Source organism: Paenibacillus sp. BK033 (assembly GCF_004345425.1).
Taxonomy (GTDB): domain Bacteria; phylum Bacillota; class Bacilli; order Paenibacillales; family Paenibacillaceae; genus Pristimantibacillus.
The window spans coordinates 1,010,008-1,022,133 of sequence record NZ_SLVP01000001.1 but is presented as its reverse complement, the minus strand read 5'-3'; the positions used below and the strand labels follow the sequence as shown (position 1 = coordinate 1,022,133).

Genomic DNA, 12,126 nt, shown 5'->3' with positions numbered 1-12,126 from the left:
TTTTCGTTACCCCTAACAACCGTTCTCGTCTTGCTTCCTATGACAATAGTATGACAATCAAACCTTCCGTGCATGAAGAACCGATGAATATTAGCCGTCAAAAAAGAAGACAGCAGTAAGGCTCTCCCTATCGTTCAGGGTTCCTCCACTGCTGTGTTATTCCTCTTATTCGGCCGTGGCCGGCAAGATCGGATCCTTCAATAAGGCCTTATAGGACGGGTCGAAATACGCGGTAAATGACAGCTCCGTCGAATTCATTCCGCTGTCGGTCTGCTGCAGGGTAAAGTCATTAATCACAATAAGGCGCTTTTGCTGCTGAAGTTGAGCCATCCAGCTTTTCACCTGTGCGTAGGTGCCAAGCAAAGACACGTTTACATTCACTTCCTTCACGGTTGGATACAAGGGATCTTCACCGCCGGATAAAGCGTTGAGCTTATTCTCGCCCGGAAGATCAACGGTTGCGCTGTTTAATTTCGCTCCGGTCTGAAGGCTTAAGCTTTTGAGCGTAACAACAAGCTGTTCCGAGTTATCCCATAGTGGAAGCGCAGCTTGCATATCCTGCTCCGCCAGCCCGCTTCCTTCCTCTTGTTTAGTCACGCTCGCCTGCAGGGCATTTAATTGCATTTCGGATTGCTCCGCAAGCTTCTTCTGATCCGACAGCTTGCTGCTGGATGGCTGAAGCAATACGACGTACAACAGAAGCAGCACAAGAAAGAGCAGCATCATGACAATAAGGCCAAGCGAGCGGTTTTTCGTATTATCCATGATTGTCCGATCCTCCTGCGTCAGTCTGTTCTGAAGCAGACGCTTTTTTCCAAGTGATCTCGTAGCTTCCTACCCATTGGCCGTTATTATCGGCAAAAGACCGCAGATGAACGTTCCCGGCAAACGGCATGGCACGAAGGCTCGTCAAGTAAATGGATAACGCTGTTAAATCCGTGCTTTTGAACGTAAGGGACAGTTTCCCGGGTGTGTTGTATTCAATCGTTGCAAGCCTGGAGCCATAAGGCAGCCGATTCGTCAGCTCGTCCAGAACGGCAACGGCATCCTGTCTGTTATCGTTAATATACTTCACGACCGCCTGCGGATCGGCATCCGCTTGCGCCTCCGAATTTTGCGTCGATATTTGCTGCTGGAGTAAAGCCGTTTTATCCTTGATGACTTGCACGGTATGCTCGTAATCCGAGATTTGAAGCCTGTTGTTCGTATTAAGCGCAAGAATAGCTCCAAGGCAAAGCAGCCATAAGATGCCCGCGATCAGCAGCTTGGCCGGAATAGGCCTGGTCTTTCTGGCTTTCTCCGGCATCAGATTAATGCCTGGAGTCGTTTTATCGCGAATGGCAAGACCGAACGGAATCATATATTCGTCAAGCTTCCTGCGGACCCGCTTGCGAAGCGGCGATTCCAGCTCGACGGTCTCGACTCTCATTTCCGGCTGCGCCTGCTGCAGCTCGGCTGCCAGCTGGGTACGCCCGGCCAGCTCGCCGGCGATAATCGCCTGATTTATCCGAGCATGGCCTTCATGAATACTGTATTGATAGAAGCTGAGAAGCCTGGAAATCTCCGCATTAATACTGGAGATCAGCTCCGGGGTAAACGTTCCGTCAATGGAGCCGCTGTAATCATATTCGTTAATGACCCGCATAAAGACCGGATGCCCCTTATGGAACATATACACTTCCACATTCGCTTTATCCAGATGAATGAGCATCGTATTTTCAAGCGAGTCTATGTACCTGGCTTGAATCGCCCTCGCGAAAGCCGTTGAAGCCAGCTCGGCGTATTTGACCTTCAGGCCCGCGTTCTCCAACAGCTCAATGCATTGCTTAAGCCATCTTTGCGGGGAGGCGTATACGAGTACATTGGTAGACTGCTCATCCGATCCGGCAGCGATATAATCATAGACCGGATCTTCAAACGGAAGATGAAGCGCCGTCTCGACTTCGAGATTAATCAGCTGGTCCAGCTCTTTTTCATGAACGGTCCCGATCTGAAGCTTCCGGATAATGATCTGCGATGTCGGAATGGACAGCGTAATCGAAGTGCCGTTAAGCCTCTCTTTCTTCACCCACTCCTTCAGACTGGAGCGAAGCTCTTCCATGTTCGTGAAGTGATCCTCAAGAATGACTCCATCGGCAAAAGGCAGGAAGCCGGTCTTCTCGATTTCCCAGCCCTTTTTCCTTTTCCTTACTCTCGCGTAGCGTACTCCGCCATGATCGATCGTTAGACCAACACGCTTGCTGCTATCGAGCATTCTTCCTCACATCCCGCTACATCAGAATTGAACGGTACAAATCAATCATTGCATCGCCGTAAGCAAAGGACAGCAACGCGCCAAGCAATAAAAACGGCCCAAACGGAATGGGCTGCTTTCTCTTCACAACCTTAAACAGCATTAATAATCCGCCAATTAAGCTGCCGAAGAAGCAGGCCAGAATAAAGGCGGGAATCAAATTCGGCAGCCCGAGGATCCACCCTAGCAGGAAGAGCAGCTTAACATCGCCAAGCCCCATGCCGCCTCTCGTAAGAATAACAACGGCCAGCAGAACACCGCCTCCGGCAAACGCCCCTCCGAGATGAAGCCAGATGGAGCCTGCCGGGAATAGACATCTAAGCATAATAAATAGTGGGGCAAAGAAGAGCAAAATACGATTGGGCAAAAGCATATATTTCAAATCGGAGACGGTAAGAATGACCGACATGCTGACAAGGAGCAAGCCTATTACCGTATTCCAGCTGTTTCCGAAGGTAAGATAGATCCATACAAACAAAATGCCGGTGATCGATTCCCCAAGCGGGTATACAGGAGAAATCCGTTTGCCGCACTGACGGCAGCGTCCACGGGACAAAAGGTAGCTCGCAACGGGCATCATATCACGCGGTTTAAGGCGCATCCCGCATTTCGGACATTGCGACGGCGGCGATACAACCGATAGCTTGATCGGAATCCTTAGCCCAACAACGTTAAAAAAGGAGCCTACGATTAAGCCTAAAAAAAACAAATAGATTGCGAGAAATAGGGTCATAGGCGGGTTCGCTTTCGGTTTAGTGTTGTGTTGTAAGACACCAGAAATCGGATACGTTATCCGATTTCTGGTGAGTTATATACTAGGTCGCAGTAGGAGTTGGTGTTGCTGTCGCCGCTTTACCATCTTTTATTTCGTCAGCGTCAATAGTTTTACTATTCAAAGTAACAAAATCTAGATTACCGGATGCATCGAATTTTACTGCAGATGTTGCTGCAATTGGATCTTTTGAACTAGGTAGAACAGTATTTGCAGCAATGTAACCCGAATCCGCTAAATTTTTAAACGTAATAGATTTATTATTAAAATCTCCATCCAACTCTCCAGTTACATACAATCTTGCAGCATCATACAATTGTTGCGCTGTAGCAACATCCGCGTCCTTCTTCGTGTTATCAATAATTTTACCAATCAACGGAACCGCAATTACCGCAATCACAGCAAGAATAACGATAACCGCCAAGAGCTCGATCAGCGTAAAGCCCTTTTCTTCTTTTTTCAGATGTTTCATCATTTTTTTCAACATGTTGGTTTCCTCCTGAAATATTTGATTGTTGTCTCTTCTATGTTGTCTAGCTAGTAAGCCCCCATGGTTACTGGACACTGGAATACAAGGTGAACATCGGTAAAATAATCGCCATAACGATCAGCCCGACTACCCCCGCAAGGAAAACGATCAAGAGAGGTTCGATCAAAGACTTCAGACGGTCGACCGTGTTGTCGACGTCCATCTCGTAAAAGTCCGCGATCTTGGCCAGCATCTGGTCAAGCGAGCCGGTCTCTTCCCCAACCGCAATCATCTGCGTTACCAACGGAGGGAATACCCACGCTTTCTTGAACGGCTCCGACAAGGAATTTCCTTGACGCAGCGACTCCCCCGATTTCCGTATGTATCCGCCGATCACTTTATTGCCTACCACCTCCTCCACAATGGCCAGAGACTGGAGCACCGGCACGGAGCTAGCATACAGCGAGGACAGCGTCCTCGACATTTGGGCGATTGCGCCTTTTTGCGCGAGCTTGCCGAAGATCGGTACCTTCAGCTTTGCGTAATCCAGCACATACCGCCCCCGCTCCGTCCGTTTGTATATCTGATAGGCCGCAATCAGGACGATCAAAGATAGAAGCCAGTAATACCATTGATGGGACATGCTTTTGCTGAGTGCCAACACAATCTTCGTAATTGCCGGAAGCTCGGAATCAAACGATTCAAACATCGTGACGAACTGAGGCACAACGCCCTGCAGCAAATAAATAACGGAAGCGATGGACATCAGGCCAACAACCGCCGGATAGGTCATCGCGGATTTGATTTTTTCTTTGGTCGTATGAGCCTTCTCGAAGAAAAGAGCCAGCCGGTCCAGCGTGCCGTCCAAATCCCCGGTCTCTTCGCCTGCTCGGATCATGCTGACAAATAACGGCGGAAAAATCCGCTTATGCTCTTGCACGGCTTGAGAGAACGGAATACCTCTTAGAAGAGCCGAGCTTACGTCTACCAACGCTTTCTTTAGCGGTTTGCTTTCCGTCTGAGCGGCTAGGATATTGGTCGCTTCCACAATCGTAACCCCTGCCCGGATTAGCGTTGAGAATTGACGGCAAAAAATAATAAAATGAATGCTTTTCACCGGATTGCCAATGTAAATTTCGGTAGACAATACGCTTTTTCGGATCTCTTCGACGGATAATACCGTCAGCCCGCGCTTACGCAGCTCCTCTACCGCCGAGGACTTATCCATGGAGTTCAGCTTTCCTTGCAGCTGCTTGCCGCCGTTCGTCTTCACATGATAAGCAAATTGCGGCATTAGAAACCTCCTTCCGTCATATAGGGCTTAGCCGCGGATGGGTGAATGATGCCGGAGTGGAGCAGCTCCTTCACGGACATTTCCAGCGTGTGCATGCCTTGGGCACGGCTTGTCTGCATGATGCTTTTAATCTGATGCACCTTTGCCGTCCGGATCAGGTTGGAGACGGCCGGCGTATTGACCAGAATCTCCGTTGTACACGCTCTGCCTGCTCCTCCCCGCTTCGGAAGCAGCCTCTGCGACACAACGGTAACGAGTACGGATGCCAGCTGCGTTCGAATCTGTCCCTGCTGGTGCGCGGGAAAGGCGTCAATGATCCGGTCAATCGTCTGGGGTGCATCGGAAGTATGCAGAGTTGCCAATACAAGATGCCCGGTCTCCGCTGCCGTAATCGCAGCGGATATCGTCTCGAGATCACGCATCTCGCCAACGAGAATCACATCGGGATCTTGCCGGAGCGCGGCGCGCAGGCCGCTTGAGAAGCTGCTTGTATCCTGACCGACCTCTCTTTGATCGATAATCGAGGACTGACTTGTATGTACAAATTCAATAGGATCTTCGAGGGTTACGATATGTCTCGCCTGCGTCCGGTTAATATGGTCGATCAAGGCGGCAAGCGTCGAAGATTTCCCGCTTCCCGTCGGCCCCGTCACCAGCACGAGCCCTTGGTGTTTCTCCGCCAGCAAGGCTAGAGACGGCGGCAGCTGGAGCTGCTCCAAGGTCGGGATTTGAGTCGGAATCGTTCTGGCGGCAAGGCTAATGCAACCTCTTTGCTTGTATACATTGATCCTGAAACGGCAGTACCCCGGCAAAGAAAGGGAAAAGTCTACCTCCCCCATCGCGCGGAGTTTATCCGCCTGCTCATTTAACAGCAGGCTTAATGCCATCTCCTCTGCTGCATCCGCAGTGACGGCGGAATCGCCAATCTTATGGAGTTCTCCATTAATCCGGAATACCGGAACGCTGCCAACCGACAGATGCAAGTCCGATGCCCGGAGCTCATGAGCCTGCTTAAGCCAATTTAGAATAGGTTCGTTAAACACGGCTTTCCTCCTAAAAGGAAGCACCACGAAAATGAGAGGCAAATAGGCTGTCGTGGCGATTCTTGTTTCGTAAACATTCCATTAATTGGCCACGGTTTCGCGGAGAACTTCCTGCAGTGTCGTAATGCCGCGGGTTACCTTTTCCAATCCGTCGTCCATTAGCTGGATCATCCCTTGCTTGGCTGCTGCCTCGCGAAGCTCGCTTAACGAACCGGATAATGTGATAAGCTCGCGGATTTCGTTATTGATCTGTAAAACCTCATGAATAGCCACCCTGCCGCGGTAACCCGTGCTTCCGCAATTGCCGCAGCCTCGGCCGCGGTAAAGCGTTTGCGCCTGAATCCCCCGGCTTTTCAAGAACAATCTCTCCTGTTCGGTAGGCTCTTGCGCTTCCCTGCAGTCGTTGCATATCCTGCGGACAAGCCGCTGCGCAACTACGCCGATAAGCGATGACGCGATTAGGTAAGGCTCAACTCCCATATCCCGGAACCGCGTAATCGAGCTGACGGAATCATTCGTATGCAAGGTGGACAATACCAAGTGGCCGGTCAGGGAGGCGCGAATCGCAATCTCTGCGGTCTCCGTGTCCCGGATCTCGCCGACCATGACCACGTTGGGGTCCTGACGAAGGATGGAGCGCAGACCGGTTGCGAAGGTTAATCCGATGGTCGGGTTAACCTGGACCTGGTTAATGCCGTCCAGCTGGTACTCTACCGGATCTTCAACGGTAATAATGTTGGTATCCTCTTCATTCAGGTGGCTGAGCGCGGAATACAGGGTCGTTGTTTTGCCGCTGCCCGTCGGGCCGGTAATGAGCAGTATGCCGTACGGCCGCTCAATCATTTCCTTAAATACTTGGACGTTATGGTTATTGAAGCCAAGCTGGTCGACCGCTTTCACGCCCGTGCTCAGGTCAAGCAGACGAAGAACAATCTTCTCGCCGTGAATGGTAGGCAAGGATGCGACGCGGATATCTACCGTCTTGAAATCGAACTGCATCTTCATCCGGCCGTCCTGCGGAAGCCTCCGCTCGGCGATATTTAATTTGGACATGATTTTAAGTCTTGCGGTAATAAAGCCCTGCATCTGCTTAGGCAAAGCCCGTTCCGTGCGCAGCACGCCGTCAATCCGGTAACGGATCGTGACGCTTGTCTCACCCGGGTCAACGTGAATATCGGAGGCTCGAAGCTGTACCGCCTGCTGAATCATCTGGTTCACAAGCCGTACGACGGGAGAATCTTCGTCCGTGATTTCCGTCTCGCGGATCTCTTCCTGCGTCGGAAGGTCAATCATCATCTGACTCATGGAGTCCTGCAGGCCGTAATGTCTTGCGATAGCCCGCTGCAATTCGTCTTTGCTGGATATAGCCGGTTCGATTCGGAAGCCTGTGCTCATGCGCAGCTCTTCGATCGCGAAGTAATCAAGAGGATCCGCCATGGCTACCATAAGCCTGCCGCCGTCCTTCTGCAGCGGGATCGCCTGGTAGCGCTTGGCCATGCTTTCGGGGATGATCTGGGTAATTTCCGGATCAATCTGATATTTATACAAGCTGACATGCGGGATTCCTAGCTGAAATTCCAATACTTCAATGAGCTGCTGCTCGGTTATGTAGCCTTGCGCGATAAGCAAGTCGCCTAGCTTCTGCTTCGATTTGCCCTGCTCTTGCAGCGCCTTCTGCAGCTGTTCTTCGGATATTATGGCGCTCTCGACCAATAAATCTCCTAGTCTCTTCTTAATAGCCACCATCTCTTAACAGCCCCATTCTCTTATATCTTCGCGACTGCAAACCTAATGCGATATAAAATCAAGCCGAAACCGGGTTCTTTATACCCAAAATTCTAGACCACGGAACCATTTTTGGCAATATTTATTCTATTATATGTTGCATCTATAGACCCTCTGACTTAAACTGATTATAGCGCATTATTACTAGATTTCAAGAAATATTTTAGGTACTAGGAACTATGTAAAAAGAATGTAAAAATAGGAGGATAGGACTATGAAATTAGCAGGTTTTCAGAAAAAAATTTCCATCGCCTTAGTCATTACTCTCCTCGGGTCGCTGTTCGCGTTTGTAGGCTTTCCCGCCAAACATGCCGAAGCTGCGGATACGTTCGACCTGGGACTTGTTGCGCTGAAATCGGTTGAGAAAAGCAAATACGTGAAGGTGACGTCAAACAACTCTACTCCTGCTGCCGACTCGGACAAGGTATGGACGGAAGAGCTTTTCGTATTGGCGAAGTCAGGCAACTATTACACTTTGAAATCGAATAATACGGGAAAATATCTAACGGCAGGCAGCAGCAACAGCTCGCTGACCGCAAGCAGCGACACCAATACGAACGATAACCAAAGGTTTTCGATTACGACTAACCCCGACGGAACCGTGTCTTTCTACTCTGTAGCCAAGAGCAGATATATGAGCACAACCTCCTCAAGCAGTAATCTGCGTCTGAGCAGCGTTACGACCATTCAAAGCTCCCAAAAATTCAAGCTTACCTCCCTCCGCGATTCCGTTCGAATACTCGAAATAACCGAATCCGGAGCATCGGACCTCTCCTCCATACTCGGGAGCAGCTCTCCCGTCCCGTTCACCATCGATACATACAGCATGAAGGAATTTGTTGCTTCCCGTGATGATTTGGACGGTAAATACGATGCGGTGTACATAGGAAAAGGCACCTTGGTCGACAAGGACAACAAGACAAAGACGCCCTACAGCATGTCCTTGCTTAGCGCGCAATCCTCAGGGAGTTCAACGCAAAGCAATAACCATAACACAAGCAGCATTCAGAACGATATCACGAAGCTGAAGGCAGATGAAATTACGAATGATTTTATCAATAAAGGTCTGCCCGTTATCTTTTACAACGATGCTTCCACCAGGAATGGCATCGAATATCAGGCGGATTTAAGCTCAAGCTCGAAGGCTTTGCTGAAGAAGTACTTCCTTCCTTATAAAGACGGAAGCACGGCAAACGCTATTTTCGTGGATTCAACTCATATCTCTTCTGCGGCGAACTTCATGAGCAAGACCAATCTGCTGGAGAAAGCCAATGTACGTCCGCAATTGACGGTAACGGGTAAACCAACCGACTATACGGCAAATCAGGCCAATTCGTACAGCGCAGGAAGCACCATTACTTTCAACTACAAGATTGATAACGTAGGAGATATCAGCCAGAAAAATATTGAGGTTAATTTGTACATCAGCACCGATCGCTCCCTGCCGTTTGGCGCTGAGCAAGTGGTAGCTGCCAAGCAGGCGGACAGCGCAACGGGAACAATCTCTTACACACTGCCCAAGGGCTATTCCGGCATTCAATATTGGCGGCTTGAAGCGGTGGATTTCAATACCAAGCTGAAGGATTATGCTTCGGGGGTTTACCGGTTCCAGGATCAGAAGATTAATATCAAGGTTCTTCAGGTTATGCCTAACGACAGCAGTGCCAGTACATTAAATAACACGAACAACATGAGCTCCTCTTATCTCACTCCGACTAGCGGCAATAATAAAGACGCTTATAGCGTAAGCATCGATGTCATGAACATGAGCACGTTTAACAGCACGGGCTACAAAACCTTAAACGGCAAATACGATATGCTGATTTTTGGCTTTGGCGACATCTACAACAACAACGCTCCCATTAACGACGATGCCGCGGCCGCCGTTATCGCCTTTATAAACACAGGGCAAAGCGTTATGTTTACCCACGATACGATCTATAACAGCAGCAACTCGAACAGCGGCAACTGGCTCAAACAATTCCAGACGATTACCGGCCAGATTGCACCGCGAACGGATCTTGGTCTCGGGGCTCCGGAAGCTTCAACAACAACGGAAAAAGTGAATGACGGCTTATTGACGCAATTTCCTTTCCTGTTAAGCAATACAACGAATGTAGCCACTACCCATAACCAGTATTACACGCTTAACTTGGAAGATCCGACCGTTATTCCTTGGTATAATATGAGCGGTGGCAAACGAACCTCCGGCGACAGCTGGAATTCTTACTACACTTACTCCAAGGGGAATGTAACGTACTCGGGCTCCGGGCATACGAACAGCCGCTTCCCGGACTGGGAGCAGCAGTTGTTCGTCAATACGATGTACCGTGCGTATATCGGCTCTAACCATGTCCCACAGCTGACGGTGAACTCGCCTGTAGAGTACAATTCGGCAAGCAATAATTTCATCCCGTCCTATCAAAATATTTTGCTCAACTACCAGGTCGATGACTTTGACCTCGCGGACCGCGAGCTCAGAACAACGGTTAACTTTATTTACGGCGGTCAATCGCACGAGATTTTCAAGGACAAAACCATGCTCTCCGGCGGTACGATTAACCAGCAGATTGCTAACCCGCTTCCAAACGGCGGTGACTTGAAGGTCGAGATTATCGCCAAAGATAAGAGCGGTGCTCAGGTTAGTCAAACGATTAACGTGAAGATCGTTAAAGTAGAATCCAACATCGATCTAAGCCGTACGGTATCGAGCAATGTAACGGATAACCGGGTACAGACGAATACAACCGCTGCTTTCACTTATACCGTTACGCCAAAGGCGATTCCGTCAAGCGACGCTTTGTCCGCAGACAAAATGAAGATTACGAATATGACGTTCATCGAAACCTTGCCAGCGAAGCTGGAGATTACCAGCCTTCCGTCCGGATGGACGAAAGCCGGTACGGCAGCAACCGGATATACCGTTTCGGGTACTCTCCCTACTATTACGTACACCTTAAGCGGCAATAGTTACATCGCTTCGCCGGTGTCCTTCCAGATTGGAGTGAAGCCTACGGCCGACGGACTATACCCTCTTCAAAACGCGGCCCTTACGTTTAACGATATTGGACAGCAATCCGCAAGAACCCTGACTTTCCCTGGTTATGTTCTGGAGGCTGTAACCAGACTGACCTCGCTTAGCTTAAACCATACTACGCTGCTAGTTGGCGACAGCCGGAAAATGATCCCGACCTATGCGCCGCTTAACGCAACCTATGCTTCCACGTATATCTGGGAATCCGATCGTCCGGATCTTGTAACGGTGGACAACTCCGGCATTATGAAAGGTTTAGCGGCCGGTACAGCCCATATCACCGCAAGAGCAACGGATGGCAGCGGATTATCCGCAACCGCGGCGGTAACCGCCATTGTACCTGGTCTTAACATTGTTGGTCAGGACCGCGTCGCGTCCGGCGATTCGATTGACCTGACTGCCAACCTGTATACCGCGGATTACGAAAAGATAACAAGCTATCAGTGGAGTATGAAAGACGGGTCGAGCTACATCGCCTTAAACGGAACAACCAGCAGCACCGTTTCCGTTACAGGCAAAAACGTAGGTATTGCTACTATCCGCCTTTCGGTTGGAACCGACCAGAATCATACGTATACCAAAGAAATGAGCGTTACCGTGTTTAAAAAAGTCACTTCCATTACCCTGACCGGCACAACTATGATCGTAGGCTCCACTTATCAACTTCATCCAGTCATAAGTCCAACGGAAGCAACGGATAAATCTATTGCTTGGCTGCCTAGCAGCAACTCAAGCGCAGCAACCGTAAACAGTTCAGGCCTTGTCACCGCCGTTGGCGTTGGAGAAGCGACCATCACCGTACAGGCGCAGGATGGCAGCGGAGTGACGGGCAGAGCGGTCATTAAGGTCATTGATCCGGTTCCCGTTATTTCGGGACCAAGCGCAATCGAGCTTGGAACGGACGGAACGCTGTCTGTTGACCTGACTACGGCAACCGGTGATGTCATTACTTCTTATGAATGGGCCATTACAAAGGTTACGGGGCAAGCAGATGCGAAGGGTTCCACCACAAGCAAATCGCTGGCCTTTACCGGCAAACAACCAGGTAAAGTGATCATCAAGGTTACGGTTCATACGAAGAACGGGAAGGTCTACGTTTCCGAACAGGAGGTCACCGTCAAATCGGTTACTCTCCGACTGGAAAGCTCCTATCGGATCCAGGTTGGCAAATTGAAGGATTTGTTCGCTGCTCTGGCTTCCAGTCCCGCCGCAGGCAAAACAAACATTAAAGGCGATCTGCAGTGGTCTTCGAGCAATCCATCCCTTGCAACGGTAGACGGCAGCGGCCGCGTAAACGGCATAAAAACGGGAACAGTCACCATTACGGTCACGTACAGAAACGATCCGTCCATAACGGCAAAAACAACGATCATCGTGGAAAGAAGCACGACCAGCGGCGAAAAATATTGATTCTGCAACCAAAAACAGCCCCGATC

General features: G+C 49.9%; 8 protein-coding genes. 1 reads left to right on the top strand and 7 read right to left on the bottom strand.

Features of this window, described 5'->3' with window-relative positions; genetic code table 11:
- Positions 1 to 165 precede the first annotated feature (165 nt).
- The 7 genes from EV294_RS04425 to EV294_RS04395 form a co-directional block, all read right to left on the bottom strand.
- Positions 166 to 765 (bottom strand): GspMb/PilO family protein, encoded by a 600-nt coding sequence (locus EV294_RS04425; RefSeq protein ID WP_132304174.1) that lies wholly within the window; start codon positions 763 to 765, stop codon positions 166 to 168.
- Positions 758 to 2,254 carry a pilus assembly protein PilM gene (gene pilM, locus EV294_RS04420; RefSeq protein WP_132304172.1) on the bottom strand — a complete coding sequence of 499 codons (1,497 nt, stop codon included), beginning with the start codon at positions 2,252 to 2,254 and terminating at the stop codon, positions 758 to 760. Before pilM ends, EV294_RS04425 begins: the two co-directional genes overlap by 8 nt.
- A gap of 16 nt (positions 2,255 to 2,270) precedes the next feature.
- The gene (locus tag EV294_RS04415; protein ID WP_132304170.1) at positions 2,271 to 3,026 is read right to left on the bottom strand and encodes a prepilin peptidase; all 756 of its coding nucleotides are present in this window, start codon (positions 3,024 to 3,026) and stop codon (positions 2,271 to 2,273) included.
- A gap of 82 nt (positions 3,027 to 3,108) precedes the next feature.
- On the bottom strand, positions 3,109 to 3,552 hold the full coding sequence (locus EV294_RS04410; protein WP_132304168.1) for a type II secretion system protein: 444 nt from the start codon (positions 3,550 to 3,552) through the stop codon (positions 3,109 to 3,111).
- A 67-nt stretch (positions 3,553 to 3,619) separates the two neighbouring features.
- Positions 3,620 to 4,828: a type II secretion system F family protein gene (locus EV294_RS04405; protein ID WP_132304166.1), complete on the bottom strand. Its 1,209-nt coding sequence runs from the start codon at positions 4,826 to 4,828 to the stop codon at positions 3,620 to 3,622.
- Positions 4,828 to 5,871, bottom strand: a complete 1,044-nt coding sequence (locus tag EV294_RS04400) for a type IV pilus twitching motility protein PilT (protein WP_132304164.1) — start codon at positions 5,869 to 5,871, stop codon at positions 4,828 to 4,830. The genes EV294_RS04405 and EV294_RS04400 overlap by 1 nt, the downstream gene beginning before the upstream one ends.
- 81 nt (positions 5,872 to 5,952) lie before the next feature.
- Positions 5,953 to 7,617, bottom strand: coding sequence for a GspE/PulE family protein (locus EV294_RS04395; RefSeq protein WP_132304162.1), 1,665 nt, complete (start codon positions 7,615 to 7,617; stop codon positions 5,953 to 5,955).
- A 253-nt stretch (positions 7,618 to 7,870) separates the two neighbouring features.
- Between EV294_RS04395 and EV294_RS04390 the strand changes: the two genes are divergently transcribed.
- On the top strand, positions 7,871 to 12,100 hold the full coding sequence (locus tag EV294_RS04390) for a DUF5057 domain-containing protein (protein ID WP_132304160.1): 4,230 nt from the start codon (positions 7,871 to 7,873) through the stop codon (positions 12,098 to 12,100).
- Positions 12,101 to 12,126: the final 26 nt, after the last annotated feature.

Coding starts and splice junctions, on each gene's coding strand:
- EV294_RS04425 (WP_132304174.1), bottom strand. CDS start 765: ATGGATAATACGAAAAACCGCTCGCTTGGCCTTATTGTCATGATGCTG.
- pilM (WP_132304172.1), bottom strand. CDS start 2,254: ATGCTCGATAGCAGCAAGCGTGTTGGTCTAACGATCGATCATGGCGGA.
- EV294_RS04415 (WP_132304170.1), bottom strand. CDS start 3,026: ATGACCCTATTTCTCGCAATCTATTTGTTTTTTTTAGGCTTAATCGTA.
- EV294_RS04410 (WP_132304168.1), bottom strand. CDS start 3,552: ATGTTGAAAAAAATGATGAAACATCTGAAAAAAGAAGAAAAGGGCTTT.
- EV294_RS04405 (WP_132304166.1), bottom strand. CDS start 4,828: ATGCCGCAATTTGCTTATCATGTGAAGACGAACGGCGGCAAGCAGCTG.
- EV294_RS04395 (WP_132304162.1), bottom strand. CDS start 7,617: ATGGTGGCTATTAAGAAGAGACTAGGAGATTTATTGGTCGAGAGCGCC.
- EV294_RS04390 (WP_132304160.1), top strand. CDS start 7,871: ATGAAATTAGCAGGTTTTCAGAAAAAAATTTCCATCGCCTTAGTCATT.